Origin of the sequence: Amycolatopsis thailandensis (assembly GCF_042723255.1) — a bacterium.
In the GTDB taxonomy this organism is placed as follows: Bacteria; Actinomycetota; Actinomycetes; order Mycobacteriales; family Pseudonocardiaceae; genus Amycolatopsis; species Amycolatopsis thailandensis.
The window spans coordinates 32,399-49,113 of the sequence record NZ_JBHXJK010000016.1 but is presented as its reverse complement, the minus strand read 5'-3'; the positions used below and the strand labels follow the sequence as shown (position 1 = coordinate 49,113).

Sequence of the window (16,715 nt, the reverse complement as noted above, 5' to 3'; positions counted from 1 at the left end):
GTCAGAACTCCTCGTCGTCCGCGGCGGCCGCCGCCCGTTCGGCGAGCGTCCTGGCCTCCGGCGGCCGTGCCCGTACGAGCGCGACCACCTGAGCCCGGTCTTCGGCGGTGGTCCCGGCGACACCTTCGCCCGCGACGCCCACGACGAGCGTGATCCGTCCACTGTGGACGTCGGCGGCGAGCCTGGTCGCGGCGTCGTCCAGGTCGGCCGTACCGGTGAATCGCCCCGCACCCAAGGACAACGGCACTTCCGCGAACGGCTCACCGTCGCGGGCCGCGACCGCGGTGATGGCCGCGTCGGCGAACGCGCCCGCTACCTCGACTTCGAGCCGGGTGGCTGCCGCGGCCGCGACGATCCGCCAGGTCACCGTGTCTTCGGCGGCGTCCAGGATCCCCGGTGGCACCCGTGCCCAGTCGACGCTCGCCCGTCCGCTCGCCAGTACGCCTTCACCGGTCATGACCGGATCGGTGCCCGCCGCCAGTGCGTACGCGCGCTGACCCGGCGCCGCGTTTTCCAACCGTGCCGACACTTCCGCCGCGGCTTCGGCTCGCACGACGTCGTCCTGGTCGTCGAACCAGGCCGCGAGGCGTGCGCACAGTCCGCGGACTTCGCCCGCGACCGGCGGCGCGGCGGCGAGAAGGGCACCGTCCGCGATCGCCGTGTCGAACAACTCGGCCGGGGAAGCTTCGAAACCGTCGAGGAGACCTTCGGCCAGGTCCTCCACGTCGGCTGTCGCGACCGCCGTTTCGAGGTCCAGCAACGCCGGGTCGAGTGAGGGCACCCCGAGCGACGGGCTCGCGGGCCACCAGCGACGCAGCCAGAGCAGCAAAGCGAGCCTGCCCAATTCCGGGCCGGCGGGCAGATCGGCTTGGCCTTGGCGGAGCACGGCGAGGCTGGTCTCCGCACCCACGAGCCGGGTCAGCCACGGTTCCGCGGCCCCGCCGTCGCTGAGTTCGAGCCGCATCGACGTGGCCCGGCTGACGAGCAGATCGGCGAGTGTGAACCGGATCAGGCCGCCGTCCGCCGCGACCACGGGCGTGTGCACCGGATGCGTCACGACACGGCCTCCAGACGCGGCAGCCGGGCCACGAGCGCGCGGCGCACCTTCGTCCGCAGATCCAGCGAGGTGGAGCGGACCACACCGGTGACCAGGTCGCGGACGTCGGCGGCGTCGGCGGGCAGGTCGCCTCGGACGTCGAAGCCGTGCAGCCGGACCCACAACCTGCTGAGGAACTGCTTGGCGAACTCGCGAAGATCGCGCAGGAGTTCGGCGTCGGGCCTCGGGGTGAGCGGCGTGGCGGCGGCCAGCGCGCGACGGGCGTGCAGGACGTAGCCCTCCCGCGCGACCTGGGCGTTGAGTTGTCGCGCGAATTCGGGCACGCCCGCGGGAGCGGCGCCGTCGAGTGGCCGCAGCGCGGGCGCGAGGACGACACCGAGCGCGAAGCACGCGGCCAGGGCGGGCACGCTCAGCCCGAATCCGGCGGCCGCGCGGGCCAGCTCGTCGTCGACGAGGTCGGCGACCGGAGCTCGTTCGTCCGGGGGAAGACGGCGCAGGGTCGCGCGCACCCGCCGTTCGACGCTGCGTTCGAGGAGTTCGGCGCCGGACTCGTCGCGCCGGTTCAGCGGCGGGACGGCGGTGCGATCGCCGCGCTGGAGACCGAGATCCGGCGCGGGCAGCCCGGAGATCTCCTGGACGGTCTTGTTCAAGGCGCGGGCGCCGTCCGGTTGCCGCAGCGCGAGCCCGAAAGCGTGTCCGGCGGCCGAACCGGCGAGTGCGCGCCAGGCCGGGTCGGAAAGTTCGTCCACAAAGGACTTCAGCAGCGCGATGTCCTGATCCGGGGCGGTCTCGGCGTGCCAGCGGCGCTCCAGTTCCCGGGTGAGGTCCGCCGAGATCCGGGGATCCGCGAGGTACCCGGCGAGCTGATCGACGCCCGCCGTCCCGCCCTCGCCGTGCAGATCGCGCAACGCCGCCGACGCCGTCTCGGCCGCCTCCGGCCCGGGTGGGCCGAAGCCTGTCGCCAGCTCGTACGCCAGCGGGAAGCAGACGTCCTGGACGTTGCCCGCCGTGATGCGCAAGGCCCGGCGCTGTCGCTTGAGATGGGTGAACCACGCGGCCGTCGCGCGCAGCCTGTCCGCGTCGGCCAGGAGCAGTTCCGTCACTTCCGCCGCCGCGATCGCGTCCAGCACGGGGCGACCGAGCCGCGGACGCGCCGCCGTGCGGATCACCAGCGGGTCGATGATCTTCTTGATCGTCCGGGTCAGCGGTCCGCCGTCGGCCGACGACAAGACCTCGACGCCGTCGATGCGCTCCCAAGCCCGAGTGAGGACGGCCGAACGCAGGCGGGGCTCGCTCGATCCCGTCGTCACTCGCCCTCCCCTCGCGCTGATCACGACTCTATCCGAGCCAGGCGGGTTTGCCTTCGATCGTCATGACTCTGAGCACCTGACACCCCATCGCCTCCGCGGCGCCGAGGACCACCGCACGCGCCTCGCCGTCGTCTTCCGGCGGGAACGCGACCCGGATCTGGTGTCCGTAGCAGTCTTCGTAGGTCAGCAACCAGTCTCGGTCGCCAGCCTTGAAGTGGTACTGGCGGTTGCCTTCACCCTCGTCGTGAAATCCGCGGTCCGCGGTGGGACTCAGGGTGTCGCGAAGGATTCCGAGGCGTTGCTCGTAGGGCAGCTCGCCCGCGGAAAGCTTGACGTACACATGGGACCTGGCGCGGCGAGAATCGAACCACGGCTCCGGCGGCGGCGGACCGAGCAACTGAACGTCGAGCCGCCCGCCGAAGTAGGCGCAGAGGAAGGCCACCGCGCCCAGGGGGTAGCGGCCTGAACCGGCCCGGGGGTTCCAGACCACGGTCGTCCAGTCTTCGGGTTCGCCTTCGGTGAGCCAGCACAGTGAGTCCCCGTTGCCGGTCCGGGCCCACTCCAGCACACCACTGGGCTCGGGCCACAGCGCGAAGGGCACCATTTCCGGGCAGTCGTCACGGAACGCCCCTGCCGTTCCGAGGAGATCGCGCGCGCTCACGACCAGCTCGCCGGGACTCAGCAGCGAGAGGTCGTCGAAGTTTCCCGCTCCATAGCGCGCGGCGAGCGCTTTGAATTCGGGCGGCAGTACGAGCCCGAGCTCTTTCTCGGCCGACTGCCAATCCCCGCCGGGATCGACCGGCTCCCCCGGCGGCGGTATCAGCTGGATCAGGTCTTCAAGGGTGCCCACGCAACGAGCTTATGGCGTGCAGGCGACCCACCTTCCCCGCATGACAAGTGACCCACGTCACTGGCATTGCTATTGACTGACCGTCGGTCAGTCGCCCTAAGGTAACCCTAACTCGACTATTGAAGGGGGTGCCGGTGGGACGCATCATGACGCTGGCGACCGGAGTCCGCCGCTATCTCGTGGCCGGCGTTCTCCTGCGCGTCGCGGTGACCTGTACCTATCTCGGCCAAGGACTGCTGCTCGCCCGGGTACTGGAGCAGATGCTGACCGGACACGGGATCGGCGAGCAGATCGGCCCGCTGGCCGGAGTCGCGGCGACCGCTCTGCTCCGTTTCGGGCTGACGTGGCTGGCGGAGATCGTCGGACAGCTCACCGCGGCCGCGACCAAACAGGAACTGAGGACCCGGGCGTTCGCGAAGCTGGCCGAACTCGGCCCAGGGCACACGTCCGGTGAACGCACCGGCGAGCTGAAAGGCGCGCTCGTCGAGGGCATCGAATCACTGGAGGCCTACTACGCCCGCTACGTGCCCTCGCTCGTCGCGGTCGCGGTGACACCACTGATCGTGCTGGCGATCCTGGTGGGATACGACCCGTGGTCCGCGGTGATCGTGGCGGCGTTCGTCGTCGCCGCGCTGCTCCTGCCCAAACTGTGGTCCCGGATGCTGAAGCGCCGCGGCGACGAGCTGATGACCGCGTATCTCGGGATGGGCGCGACCGTACTGGACACCTTGCAGGGGCTCGTCACGCTCAAGGCGTTCGGCGCGGCGGGACGGCGTCGCGAGGAACTCGCGCTCGTTTCGGACAAGCTGATCACCGGATGGAACCGGGTGATGGCGGTCGCGCTGGTCGCGCAGATGATCTACACCCTGGCGATCGTCGGCGGGGTCGCGGTGACGGTCGCTGTCGCGTCGGTCCGGGCGGCGGGCGGATCACTGGACGTCGGGGCGCTGTTCGTCGTCCTGGTGCTCTCCGGCGAAGCGCTGCGGGCGGTCGGCGTGCTGGCCACGTCGTTCCACGCCAGCTACGACGCCGCGAGCGCGGCCGACGTGCTGCACAAGCTGTTCGACCGGCGGCCACCCGCTCCGGAACGTCCGGGGGTCGTTCCGGCCGAAGGCCTGACCGCGTCGATCGGCTTCGAAGACGTGACCTTCGCCTACACGGCGGACGAGACCGTCCTCAGTGGACTCACCCTGCGCCTCTCGCCGGGAGAGACGGTCGCGGTCGTCGGCCCTTCGGGTGCCGGGAAATCCACCCTGGTCGCGTTGCTGCAACGGTTCGCGGATCCCGGTGCCGGGCGAGTGACGCTGGGCGGACACGATCTGCGCGACCTGCCACTCGACCAGATCCGGTCGATGATCGGGCTCGTCGCGCAGGACACCCATCTGTTCGGTGGCACCATCCGGGACAACATCGCCCTCGCGCGGCCGGGCGCCTCCGACGAGCAGATCACCGCCGCCGCCCGAGTCGCCGACATCCACGATTTCGTCACCGGGCTGCCGGACGGATACGCCACCGAGGTCGGGGAACGCGGGCTGCTGCTCTCCGGCGGGCAGCGGCAACGGGTCGCGATCGCCCGGGCGGTCCTGCTGGACGCCCCGATCCTGGTGCTGGACGAGGCCACCGCCAGCGTCGACGCCGCCACCGAGGCGTCGATCCAGGCGGCACTCGCCCGGCTGACCAAGGACCGCACGACGCTGGTGATCGCGCATCGGCTTTCCACCGTGCGCGACGCGGACCGCATCGTCGTGCTCGACTCGGGGGTGGTCCGCGAAACGGGAACCCACGACGAACTCCTCGCCCGGTCCGGGCGGTACGCCGATCTTCTTTCCGCACAAGGAGCCTCATGAACACCACCGTCGTCCAGGCCCCGCTTCGCACGACGCTGAACCGGGCACGGCAAGGGAAAGCCGCCTTGGTCCTCGCCCTGATCGGCGGCGTCGCCCAGCACGCCGGCGCCGTCGTCGCCGCGGCCGCCGGGGCCTGGCTGATCGCGACCGCCGTGACCGGCGCCGATCCCGGCGACCTTTCCCCCGGCCTGATCGTGCTCGGCGTCGCCGTGGTCGTCGCGGGTGCCGGGACTTGGGCGGCCGCGCAGTTCGGGCACGCCTTCGCCTTCCGTTACCAGGCCGGTTTGCGGCTGGCGCTCTACGACGGACTGGAACGCAGCGCTCCCCGGGAGTTGCAGGGAAGGCGCACCGGCGAGGTCGCGGCAGTCGCGATGGGTGACATCGAACAGCTCGAACTGTTCTTCGCGCATCTGCTCCCCGGTGTCCTCAACGCGGTGACCATCGGCGTGGCGAGTGTCGCCGCGCTGGCCGTGATCGACGTCCGGCTCGCGGCCGCGGCGGGAATCGGCATGCTGCTCACCAGCCTGGTGCCGATCATCGTGGCGCGCCGGACCGAACGCGACGGGCAGCGGCTTCGCGAGGAGATCGGCGGACTCAACGGTGACGTCGTCGACGGCGTGCAGGGAATCCGCGAGTTGCTGGCCTTCCGGCGGATCGACGCGTGGCAGGCGAAACTCACCGAACGCACGTCGGCGATCCGGCGCCACCAGCTCGCGCACGGACGCGCGGTGGGCTTCCAGAACGGTGTGACCGATCTGCTTTCCTCGGCCACCACGATCACCGTGCTGATCACGGCGGTCGTCCTGAGCGCGTCGGGCGGGATCTCGCTCGCGACCGCCACCGTCGCGGTCGGGCTCGTCATCGCCGCGGTCCGCCCGGTCACCGAAGTGGTCGAGATGGCGGGACAGCTTTCGCCCTTGCGCGCCAGTGCCCGCCGGGTGGTGGAGCTGATCGACCAGCCCGCCCAGGTTCCCGACTCCGCGACCGGCACACCGCGGGTGGACTCCCCCTCCGTGCGCTTCGACCACGTGTCGTTCTCCTACGAACCCGGTCGTCCCGTTCTCGACGACGTCTCCTTCGACGTTCCCGCCGGCTCGACGGTCGCGATCGTCGGGCATTCCGGCGCCGGCAAGTCGACCTGCGTCAATCTGCTGCTGCGGTTCTGGGACGTCGAACGAGGCGCCGTCACCCTCGGCGGCCATGATCTGCGGGATTTCCCGCTGGCGGGACTGCGGGAGCAGATCACCGTCATCCCCCAGGACGTCTACTTGTTCGACGCCACCATCGCCGACAATCTCCGGCTCGGACGCCCCGGCGCGACCCTCGACGAACTCGAAGCCGCCGCACGCGCCGCCAACGCTCACGGCTTCATCGAAGCGCTGCCCGAGGGATACGACACGAAGGCGGGTGAGCGCGGGCTGCGGCTTTCCGGCGGCCAGCGTCAGCGCCTCGCCATCGCCCGCGCGCTGGTCTCCCCGGCATCGGTGCTGGTCATGGACGAGGCCGCGTCGAACCTCGACACCGAGAACGAACGGGACATCCAGGCGGCGCTGCGGAATCTGCGGCGCGGGCACACCACGATCATCATCGCGCACCGGCTGTCCACGATCCGCGACGCCGACCGCATCGTCGTCCTCGACGCGGGCACCGTCGCCGAAACCGGCACCCACGAGGAGCTCTTGGCCCGAAGCGGTCGCTACGCCCGGCTCATCGCGGCTCAGCGTGACGGCGTCGTCCTAAGCTGAGGGCATGAAGAGCACGGCACCCAGGACCAAACCCTCGGACGAGCGCCGGACGGATCTGCTCGACGCGACCGAGGAACTGGTCCAGAAACAGGGAGCCGAACGGTTCACCGTCGAAGACGTCACCACGGGGGCGGGCGTCGCGAAGGGCACCTTCTATCTCCACTTCACGAGCAAGGGAGATCTGCTGGACGCGCTGCGAGACCGCTACGTACGGCGGTTCGCCGACGTCCAGCTCGCCGCCGCACGTTCGGAAGGCGGGGTCGCCGGAGTGCGGGCGTGGATGCGGGCGGGTGTCACGGAGTACCTCCGGGACATCCGCCTCCACGACGTCCTCTTCCACCCCACGGCGCGGGGCGAGCGGGACACGCCGAACACGGTCGTCGACACGTTCTCCGAGTTCCTCGCGGCGCTGGATTCGCCTCCCCCGGACCCGGAAGCGACGGCATTGATCTTGTACTCGGCGATGCACGGGGTGACCGAGTACATCGTGCACGCGCCCGAAATGAGTGATCGGTTGCTGGCGGGGCTGGACCGGCTCGTGGTTTCGGTACTGGGCTGACGCGCGACCGTTCGGGGTAACTTTCGTCCGAGTTGTACATACTTTCGTTGACTTCATACGAAAGTCCTCTTAGGTTCAGCGGCGTCACAGAGGTGCTCCGCCGCCGACCCGAGGGGCAACGATGCTTCCGTCTGTCCGCAAGCGCTTCAACCGGTCCATAATCGTCTCGTTGGCGCTGGTCACGGGCCTGTCAGGGCTGGTGACGGCTCCGGCCGCAGCGGCCGTCCCACCCCAGCAACCCGGTGTCACGCTCCGCACGTACGACCTGCAGCGCGAGATCACCAAGCTCTGCGCGATCAAGACCGGCCAGACCCCCAACGTCGACAAGCTCATGCCGACGATCAATTGGACGAGCACCGCCGACTTCGGGCTCGAAGAGCGGTTCGTCTCCGAGGTCATCGGGAACATCAACATCGCCACAGCGGGCCAGTACGAATTCCGGCTCACCAGTGACGACGGCTCCCGGCTCAGCGTCGACGGCCAGACGGTGATCAACCACGACGGCCTGCACGGAGCGACACCGGCGACCGGCTCGGTCCAGCTGAGCACCGGCTACCACGCGCTGCGGATCGACCATTTCGACAACACCAACGACCAGCAGGTCACCCTCGAATGGCGGCCACCGGGCGCGGGCGACTTCGCGCTCGTGCCGAATTCGGTGCTCAGCACCGACGCCGACGTCGTCCGGGTGACTTCGCCGGGACGCAAGGAGTGCGAGGGCGCCGCCGACTCGCCCGGTGACGGCCTGCCGCTGAACGCCGTGCACCCCGGCTTCACGCTGACGAACCTGCGTCCCGACGGGTTCCAGCCGCAGGTCACCGGGATGGACTGGCTGCCCGACGGGCGGCTCGCCATCGCCACCTGGGGCGGCTCCGACAAGGTCCTCGGCGAGGTCCACCTGCTGAGCAACGTCAGCGGGAACACCGACCCGAGCAAGGTCCGGACCAAGCGCGTCGCCAGCGGGCTGAAGGAACCGATGGGCGTCAAGTACGTCGACGGCAAGCTGTACGTGTCGGAGAAGACGCGGCTCGTCGAACTGAACGACACCAACGGCGACGGCGTGACCGACGACTACCGCACCGTCGCCACCTGGCCGTTCGGCGGCAACTTCCACGAGTTCGCGTTCGGCCTGCTGTACAAGGACGGTTTCTTCTACGCCAACCTTTCCGTGGCCATCAACTACGGCGGCGCCACGACCGATCCGCAGCCCGCCGCGAACCGCGGGACCACGATCAAGGTCGAGAAGGCCACCGGGAAGGTGTCCTACATCGCCGGTGGGCTGCGCACGCCGCACGGCATCGGCTGGGGACCGGAAGGCGACGTCTTCGTCACGGACAACCAGGGCGGCTGGCTGCCGGCGAACAAGCTCGTGCGGGTCAAGCAGGACCGCTTCTTCAACCACTACACCAATCCCCCGGGACCGTTCGACGCGAAGCCGGTCACCGCGCCGGTGTTGTGGTTGCCGCACAACGAGATCGCGAACTCGCCGAGCAATATGGTCATGCTCTCGCAGGGCCCCTTCGCCGGGCAGATGGTGTACGGCGACGTGACCTACGGCGGGCTCCAGCGAGCCTTCCTGGAGAAGGTCAACGGCGAGTACCAGGGCGCCGTCTTCCGGCTCACCCAAGGACTCGAATCGGGTGTCAGCCGGATCAGCCTCGGACCCGACGGCGCGATCTACACCGGCGGGATCGACGGCGGGGGCAACTGGGGCCAGCCCGGCAAGCTCGCTTACGGCCTCCAGAAGGTGACGCCCAACGGCACCAACGCTTTCGACATCCGCGCGATGCGGGCCGTCGCCGGCGGCTTCGAACTCGAATACACCCAGCCGCTGTCGGCCGCGACCGCGCAGAACCTCGCGGCGAAATACCAGGCACAGCAGTGGCGCTACCAGCCCACTCCCGCATACGGCGGCCCGAAGATCGACGAGCAGACCCTGTCCGTGACCTCCGCGAGCCTGTCGCCCGACCGCAAGAAGGTCACGCTGCAGGTGGCGGGGCTGAAGGCGGGGCACGTCGTGCACGTCCGGTCCCCGCGGCCGTTCGCCTCGGAGTCCGGTGCGGCGCTGTGGAGCACGGAGGCCTGGTACACGCTGAACTCCTTGGTCGGCGGGCCGCCGGCGAGCACGACCTACGAGGCCGAGCGGGCCGCGGTGAGCGGTGGCGCCGCGACGAACACGAACCACAAGGGCTACACCGGCACCGGATTCGTCGACGGCTACTGGAACCAGGGCGCCGCGACGAGTTTCACCGTGAACGCGCCCAAGACCGGTGCCTACAACGCCGCGCTGCGGTACTCGAACGGCCCGGATCCCGCTCCCGGGACCAAATCCGTGACCGTCTACGTCAACGGCGCCAAGGTGAAACAGGTCAGGCTCGCCAGTACGGGCAACTGGGACACGTGGAACACGCAGCCCGACACGCTCAACCTCAAAGCCGGGTCGAACACGATCTCCTACCGGTACGACACCGGCGACGGGGGCAACGTCAACCTCGACAACCTCACGGTCACCGAGTCCCAGCGCGTCCAGCTGTTCAAGGGAACCGACCTGAACGCCTGGGAGAAACGCGCGGGCGGGGCCGCGACCTGGCCGGTGTCCGGTGGCGCGATGGAGTCGAACGGCGGCGACATCCGCACGAAGCAGCAGTTCGGCGATTTCCGGCTGCACGCCGAGTGGAACGAGCCGAACTATCCGCCGGAGGTCACCGGGCAGCAGAGGGGGAACAGCGGGATCTACCTCCAGGAACGCTACGAACTGCAGGTGCTGGAATCGTTCGGGGACACCACTCTCGCCAACAACGAGGCGGGCGCGATCTACTCGAAGCGGGCGCCTGACCGGAACATGGCGACAGCGCCCGGCACCTGGCAGACCTACGACGTCACCTTCCGCGCCGCGCGGTTCGACGGCGCCGGGAACAAGACCGACAACGCCCGCGTGACCGTGGTCTGGAACGGTGTCGTGGTCCACAACGACGTGGAGATCGACGGCGGTACCGGCGACAGCAACCCGGAGAACGCCGGGCCCGGCGCGATCCGGCTCCAGGATCACGGGGATCCCGGCGAGAACCCGCGGTTCCGCAACATCTGGATCGAACCGATCGGCTAGGTGGCGTGGTCCGTGAAGGCCTCAAGGAGGCCTTCACGGACTTCCGTCGCGGGGGGTCAGCGGCGGCACGGACCGCGGTCCACGCCGCCCGGCGTCTGGCCCGCGGTGACCGGAACCGGGGTGGCGGAAGCGAAATCGGCCGCGTCGCGGTGCCAGCACTCGGCGTCGGTGTAGTACTTGATCTTGACGTTCTGGGTGGTGAGGCCGTTGACGACGTACTGCCCGTTCGAGTCCGAATTCGTCGAGTCGAGGATGTCGCCGGTCCGGGCGTTGTAGGCGTAGACGTAGCCGAAGGCCGGTTTCCCGTCCTTGCCGAGGATCCGCCCGCTGACCGCGCCGTTCGGCACGAGCGCGGCGTTCTCGGTCACCGTGGCGTTCGGCCGCACCCGCACCGGGCGGGCGGCGAACCGGTCGGCGGCGTCCCCGGACCACTGCCACGCGTAGTCGCCCCGGGAGGACGCGAACTCGAGGGGCCAGTCGTACGGGCCGAGGCCCTTGATCGTGTAGGTCCCGCCGTTCCGGCTGCAGTTCACGTCGAAGCGGAAGCCGATGCGGGGATCGACAGCGTACGGGTACACGCAGACGCCGTTGACCGGGGCGCCCGTGGCCCGGTCGGTGACCGTGCCGGTGATCGTCCCCGCCGGGTCCATCTTGATGTCCGCCGTCGAGACGACCTTGCCGAGTTCGGCGGTGACGACGCGGGCGCGCCCGATGTCGCCGGTGCCGCCGTTCTGGCCCGCCCACTGCATGCCGTAGCGCTCGTCCAGCGGCTTGACCAGCAGCTTGTACGCGCCGGGCTCGATCGGCCCGATCACCAGCCGGCCCTTCTCGTCACTGCAGTAATACCGGTAGTCGGCGTCGAGGACCCCGACGATCGGAAGGGCGTAGGTGTCGACGCAGATGTCCTCCAGCGGAGCCTTCGTCTTCGCGTCCCGCACGGTGGTCACGATCGAAGCGGCGGGTTTCATCGACGCCCGGAAGTCGGTCGTCTGCCCCGGAGTCAGCTCGACCCGCTGCGAGTTGACCGGATAGTACGAACCGTCCGGCCCCCAGACACTCAGCGTGTAGTAGCCGAACGGCGGCAAGTCCTCGTAGACCATGACGCCGTCGGCGCCCGCGCACTTCCGCGACTGCGGCGGGTGCCCCTGTTCGAACTGTGAGCACGCACCCGCGACGGGCGCGCCGGTCTTCTCGTCCGTCGCGATCACTCGAAGCTTCCCGAACGGTGCGATCGCCTCGTCGACGACGGCCACCTGGTCGTCGGTGACGGCGAACGTGTCCGCCTCCGGGAAGCTCGCCTTCTGCCGGATCCATTGCGTGCGGTCGCCGAACGTGATCACCATCGTGTAGGTGTCGGCGGTGACGCCGCTGAACGAGTACGTACCGTCCGCCCCGGCGAGGACCGTCGACCACCACCGCTGGTTCTGATCGGTGAGGCTCACCGACGCACCGGCGGCGGGCTTGCCCTGATCGGTGATCAGCCCGCGGACCGTGGAGTTTCCTTGCCGCAGCGCGAAGTCCAGGCCGTGCGGCAGGTCCACCACCTCGGCGGCCAGCGCGCTTCCCTTGTTGTACGACCAAAGCTCGGCGTATCCGGCCGCGGTCGCGCGGGCCTTGTACTTGCCGGGGACGACGTCCGCGATCTCGTAGCGGCCGTCCGGGCCCGCGCACCCCGAGCCGGTTTCCTTCAGGTCCAGGTCGAACAGCGTGACGCACGCTCCGGCCACCGGCTCTCCGGTCCCCGCGGCCTTGACCACACCGGACACGACCCCCTCGTCGGCCGCCGCCGGACCGGCCGTGAGCAACGCGGCGATCGGTATGACGGCGGCCAGCACCCATGATCTCTTCATCGGAAGCTCCCCTCAGTGTCGCGTCAACGATGACGGCGGGGATCCACCGGTGTCTGCGTCACCTGACACACACCGGCGACCGAGGGGTCCGCGACGCCATGACTCCCGCTAGCGGCCGCCGAGGTTGTACGCGACGACGGCGCGCAACATCTGCCGGAACCGGTCCTGGTCCTTGTGCGCCAACGGGGCCAGCACCTCGGCTTCGGCGGACAGGATCGCGGCCTTGGTCGTTTCCAGCAGCTTCCGCCCGGCCTCGGTCCCCTGGATCAGTTTGTTGCGCCTGTCGTCCGGATCCACCACGCGTTCCACCAGCCCGGCGGCCACCAGGTCGTCGACCAGGTACACCATCACGGTGCGGTCGACGTCCAATTGCCTGCCCAGCTGCGCCTGGTTCCGCGCGCTCCCGTGCACCGCGCCGCACAGCGCCTGGTAGCCACGCATGCCGTGCGGGATCCCGGAAACCGCGTTCGCCAGTGCGGTTCCGTGTGCCCGGCACACCTGCGCGAGGAGCCAGCCGAGGTTGTCATCCAGCCCTTGCGGGAGCACGTCGATCGACCTCCTTCGCGAAGCTCAGGCGACCCGGAGCGGCTGATCCGCCGCGTCCATCGCGAGGACTTCACGCGCGACGAGCACCCCGCCGACGAACGCCACCGGCATCACGATCAACGCGGCGAACGGGATCAAGCACAGCAGCGAGGCGGGAAGACCGAGCCCCAGTGCGAGCGCGCGGCGCCGGCGCAGCAGCGGGCGCCGCTGCTTCAGGCCCATCCCACGGCGGTAGAACGGCACGGCGATCAGTTCCAGCGCCAGGAACCACGCCGTGACCAGGGCCAGCAGAACCGGGACGACGGTCTGCCCCACCACCGGGATGAAGCCCGCGAACATGAGCGGGATCGTGAACAGCAGCGAACGCAGCACCAGCGCCAGCCCGTCCTTCAGGCCCATCACCAGCAAACGCCACCACGACAGCTCGACGGCGCCGGGCACTCCGCCCAGGTCGTCTTCGACCTTCTCCGCGATGTGCTCGTAAAATGGCCCGCCGACGGCGATCGTGAGCGCGGTGAAACCGATCAGGCAGATCGCCAGTACCGCGCCGAACACCCCGATCCCGACGGCCACCCGGATCAGCACCTGCCATCGCGGCGACCACTCGTCGGCGAAAGGAGTGAGCACCAGCGAGAGATCGTCGATCCAGAACGCCAGGGCGACGACCCCGCCGAGCAGCAGCAGCGTGGTCAGCACCGCGGGCAGGGCCCCGATCAGCAACAGCTTCGGCGACCGCAGCAGGATGCCCAGGCCTTGCCAGAACATCCCGAACCCCTTGAAGAAATCCCGCATCGGACATTTCTACCAGTGCGGCCTCAGCCTGCCATGAGCCGCTGTCCCGGGTTGAGCAGGTTCCCCGGCGCGTACCGGGCTTTCGCGTCGGCGAGCTTCGGCCACTCAGGACCGAAATGCTCGCGCCAGTCCTCGGTGGTCATCGGCAGCGTGTTCGACGGGTAGACCTTTCCGCCCAGGCCCCGCGCCCTCCGGTGAAGGTCCACATTGAGCTCGATCAAGCGCGCGTTGTGCAGCGGGTCGTCCGGAGAGCCGGTGCGAAGCGGGGAGAAGAGCCAGGAGAACTCACCCGGCGGCACGCGGAGCAGAGGCGTCTTCAGCCGGTCGTTCCGCACCGGGTAGAGCAGGATCAGCCCAGTCGCGCCCAACTCGGCTTCGCCGGTGGCGGCGAGTGTTTCGGCGACGACCTCCTCGACGGCGCCGTCGGTGAGGAAGACGTTCAGCCAGACATGCGGACGGAACCAGTCTCCTTCCGCCCGCAGCGCCGCCTCTCCGTCGGCCATCCGGTTCAGGAAGTCGAAGTACGTCGTGTCCTCGTCTTCGGACTCGCCGAACTCGAGTGAATCCAGCAGCGCGGCTTCGTCCGGGCCGTCGGCCGGGGTGTAGTAGGCGACCGCCTCCAGCATGTACCGCCAGCCACCGTCCACGGGGATCAGCTGGCCTTCCACGTAGTCGAAACGACCGTCTCCGACGACGGCGCGCTGATCCGCCAGGAACGCCGGAAGTGAGTCGTAGTAAAGCTTCCAGCGCCTGGCCCTCGCCGGAGCCGGGATCAGCCGCAGGGTCGCGCGGGTGATCACACCGCATTGGCCGAGGCCGCCGAGAACGGCGTCGAACAGTTCCCGGTCGGTGTCCCGGGAGCAGGTGAGCACCTCGCCCGTGCCGGTGACGACCTCCAGTTCCGCCACGCAGTCGGTCTGGGTGCCGTGGTGATGGGTCGCGCCGCCGATCCCGCCGACCACCAGCGTGCCGGCGACGGTCAGGTCGAGGTAGTCGGTGAGCACCGGCGGGGTCAGCCCGTAGGGCAAGGTCGTTTCCAGGACTTCGCGCCAGCAAGCACCTGCGTCCACCGACACCAGATCACCGGTGACCACCCGGCGCGGTGGCAGCGCGGTCATGTCCAGCACGATCCCGCCCTCGACCTGTCCCTGGCCGTACGGTGAATGACCCGCTCCACGAGCCGCGACCGGCAGGCCGCGCGCCGCGGCGAACCTGAGCACCACGGCCACATCGGTCACCGAAGCGGGCCTCACCACCAGGCCCGGCCTGGCGTGGATCAGATTCCCCCAGTCCCGCCCCGCGGCGGACAGGGCCGCTTCTCCGGTGAGGATCTCTCCGGCGATGGCGGGCAGGATCTCGTCGGTCATGATCACACGCTACCGACGCGGGCGGACATAGGCGATTTTCACCGACGCGAACACCGTGGTCCCGCTGCGAGGTTGGTGTCGTGACGAACCGAGCGGACACCACGACCCCGACGCGCCTGGCCCGCGGCACCGTGCTCGCCGCGGCGCCGCTGACCATCATGGCCGCGGCGATCATCGCGCCCAGCCTGCCCGAAATGCGCGAGGTCTTCTCCGGTACGCCCGGTTCCGGCCTTCTGGTGCGGCTGGCGCTGACCGTGACCTCGCTCGCGATCGCGATCAGCGCGCCCCTGTCCGGCATCGTCGCCGACCGCGTCGGACGCCGCCCGTTGCTCCTGGCCGGGCTCGGGCTCTACGCGGTCGCCGGTACGGCCGGGTTCTTCGTGGACGATCTCTACCTGCTGCTGGTCACCCGCGCCGGGCTGGGGATCGCCGTCGGCGGGATCATGACCTCGATCAGCACGCTGATCACCGACTGGTTCTCCGGTCCGGGCCGCGCTTCGTTCCTCGGGCTCCAGCAGGCGTTCGCGAGTCTGGGCGGCGTCGTCTTCCTGCCGCTGGCCGGGCTGCTGGCCACGGTGAGCTGGCAAGCGCCGTTCTGGGTCTACTCGGTCTCGGCGATCGTGGCCGTCTTCGCGATCTTCTCCCTGCGGGAACCGAGACGGGACGAACCGGCGGCCGGCACGCGTGAGCGGACCCGCCTGCCCGGGCGCATCGTCGGCGTGTACGTCCTGGCGCTGGTCGCGACGCTGATCTTCTACATGGCGCCGACGCAGTTGCCGTTCCTGCTCGAAGGTTTCGGCAGCGGCCCCGCCGTCATCGGCGCCGTGGTCGCCGGGAGCACGCTCACCAGCGTCGTCGGTGCGCTGGTCTTTCCCCGCCTGCGCAAGCGACTGAGCGCCACGGCGATCACCACGGCCAGCGTCGCGCTCCTGGGCGTGGGCTGGCTGGTGATCGGCGCGGCGGGCACCGTCGCCCAGATCGTGGCCGGGTTGCTCGTCGGCGGGTTCGGTGTCGGTCTCGTCGTCCCGAATCTCAATCTGCGCCTGGCCGAGTTCGCCCATCCCGCGCAGCGCGGCCGGGTGCTCAGCGGCCTGGTCACCGGGATCTTCCTCGGGCAGTTCCTGTCCCCGCTCGTCGTCCAGCCACTCGTCCAGGGCATCGGCATCGCCGACGCCTTCACCTGGACGGGCATCGCCTTGGGAGCCGGCGCGGCGGTCGCCGCCGTCGGCTTCCGGTCAACCGGAAACAACCGAAAGGAAACACGATGATCTACCACGGCAACCGTTTCACCCTGCGGCCCGAAGCCTCCCCGGAGCAGATCGAGGAAGCCTTGGAGAGCCTCCGCAACCAGGGCCGGGTCATCCCGTCGGTGAAGTCGTTCGTCGTCGGCCGCGATTTCGGCGGCGACTACGAATGGGGCGCCGTCTTCGCGATCGAAGACCTCGACGGCTACTGGGAGTACCTCATGCACCCGGCGCACCGGAACACCGACCGGGTCGGGCTGCCGCTGGTCGACAAGTTCGTCTCCTTCGACATCACCGACGACGCGGACCCCGAGATGGGCACGAAGATCGCCGAACTCCACCAGCGGCGCTACGACAACGACGCCGAACTGACCAAGCTGGTCTCCGATCTCGGCGAGTACTCCGGCAGCGCCGCGCCCGGAAAGCACGGTTCCTGACCGTG

13 protein-coding genes are annotated in these 16,715 nt (G+C 69.5%); 6 read left to right on the top strand and 7 right to left on the bottom strand.

Annotation, left to right across the window (positions count from 1 at the left end; genetic code table 11):
• Position 1: 1 nt before the first annotated feature.
• From ACFWMR_RS09020 to ACFWMR_RS09010, 3 genes are read right to left on the bottom strand one after another with little or no spacing between them, the layout of a single operon-like run.
• Positions 2–1,057, bottom strand: a complete 1,056-nt coding sequence (locus ACFWMR_RS09020; RefSeq protein WP_378378012.1) for a hypothetical protein — start codon at positions 1,055–1,057, stop codon at positions 2–4.
• Entirely contained in the window at positions 1,054–2,367 is a 1,314-nt protein-coding gene (locus tag ACFWMR_RS09015; protein WP_378378011.1) for a hypothetical protein, read from the bottom strand. The genes ACFWMR_RS09020 and ACFWMR_RS09015 overlap by 4 nt, the downstream gene beginning before the upstream one ends.
• Before the next feature lie 28 nt (positions 2,368–2,395).
• Complete coding sequence (locus ACFWMR_RS09010; RefSeq protein ID WP_378378010.1) at positions 2,396–3,217, bottom strand: SMI1/KNR4 family protein; 822 nt, start codon at positions 3,215–3,217, stop codon at positions 2,396–2,398.
• A 134-nt stretch (positions 3,218–3,351) separates the two neighbouring features.
• Here ACFWMR_RS09010 and ACFWMR_RS09005 point away from each other — a divergent pair, with 134 nt between their 5' ends.
• From ACFWMR_RS09005 to ACFWMR_RS08990, 4 genes are all read left to right on the top strand, one after another.
• Positions 3,352–5,064 (top strand): ABC transporter ATP-binding protein, encoded by a 1,713-nt coding sequence (locus tag ACFWMR_RS09005; protein WP_378378009.1) that lies wholly within the window; start codon positions 3,352–3,354, stop codon positions 5,062–5,064.
• Positions 5,061–6,809 (top strand): ABC transporter ATP-binding protein, encoded by a 1,749-nt coding sequence (locus tag ACFWMR_RS09000; RefSeq protein WP_378378008.1) that lies wholly within the window; start codon positions 5,061–5,063, stop codon positions 6,807–6,809. Before ACFWMR_RS09005 ends, ACFWMR_RS09000 begins: the two co-directional genes overlap by 4 nt.
• 4 nt (positions 6,810–6,813) lie before the next feature.
• On the top strand, positions 6,814–7,368 hold the full coding sequence (locus ACFWMR_RS08995) for a TetR/AcrR family transcriptional regulator (RefSeq protein ID WP_378378007.1): 555 nt from the start codon (positions 6,814–6,816) through the stop codon (positions 7,366–7,368).
• A gap of 121 nt (positions 7,369–7,489) precedes the next feature.
• The gene (locus ACFWMR_RS08990; protein ID WP_378378006.1) at positions 7,490–10,474 is read left to right on the top strand and encodes a family 16 glycoside hydrolase; all 2,985 of its coding nucleotides are present in this window, start codon (positions 7,490–7,492) and stop codon (positions 10,472–10,474) included.
• Between the two features lie 56 nt (positions 10,475–10,530).
• Here ACFWMR_RS08990 and ACFWMR_RS08985 read toward each other — a convergent pair whose 3' ends face one another.
• The 4 genes from ACFWMR_RS08985 to ACFWMR_RS08970 all read right to left on the bottom strand — a co-directional run bounded on the left by ACFWMR_RS08985 (position 10,531) and on the right by ACFWMR_RS08970 (position 15,029).
• On the bottom strand, positions 10,531–12,324 hold the full coding sequence (locus tag ACFWMR_RS08985; protein ID WP_378378005.1) for an MSCRAMM family protein: 1,794 nt from the start codon (positions 12,322–12,324) through the stop codon (positions 10,531–10,533).
• A gap of 108 nt (positions 12,325–12,432) precedes the next feature.
• Positions 12,433–12,870, bottom strand: a complete 438-nt coding sequence (locus ACFWMR_RS08980) for a MarR family winged helix-turn-helix transcriptional regulator (RefSeq protein ID WP_244199639.1) — start codon at positions 12,868–12,870, stop codon at positions 12,433–12,435.
• A 24-nt stretch (positions 12,871–12,894) separates the two neighbouring features.
• Complete coding sequence (locus tag ACFWMR_RS08975) at positions 12,895–13,662, bottom strand: EI24 domain-containing protein (protein ID WP_093933845.1); 768 nt, start codon at positions 13,660–13,662, stop codon at positions 12,895–12,897.
• A 23-nt stretch (positions 13,663–13,685) separates the two neighbouring features.
• The gene (locus tag ACFWMR_RS08970; protein WP_378378004.1) at positions 13,686–15,029 is read right to left on the bottom strand and encodes an FAD-binding protein; all 1,344 of its coding nucleotides are present in this window, start codon (positions 15,027–15,029) and stop codon (positions 13,686–13,688) included.
• 80 nt (positions 15,030–15,109) lie between these two features.
• Here ACFWMR_RS08970 and ACFWMR_RS08965 point away from each other — a divergent pair, with 80 nt between their 5' ends.
• Entirely contained in the window at positions 15,110–16,297 is a 1,188-nt protein-coding gene (locus ACFWMR_RS08965; protein ID WP_378378003.1) for an MFS transporter, read from the top strand.
• Complete coding sequence (locus ACFWMR_RS08960; RefSeq protein WP_093933846.1) at positions 16,294–16,710, top strand: Dabb family protein; 417 nt, start codon at positions 16,294–16,296, stop codon at positions 16,708–16,710. Before ACFWMR_RS08965 ends, ACFWMR_RS08960 begins: the two co-directional genes overlap by 4 nt.
• The last annotated feature ends 5 nt before the right edge of the window (positions 16,711–16,715 follow it).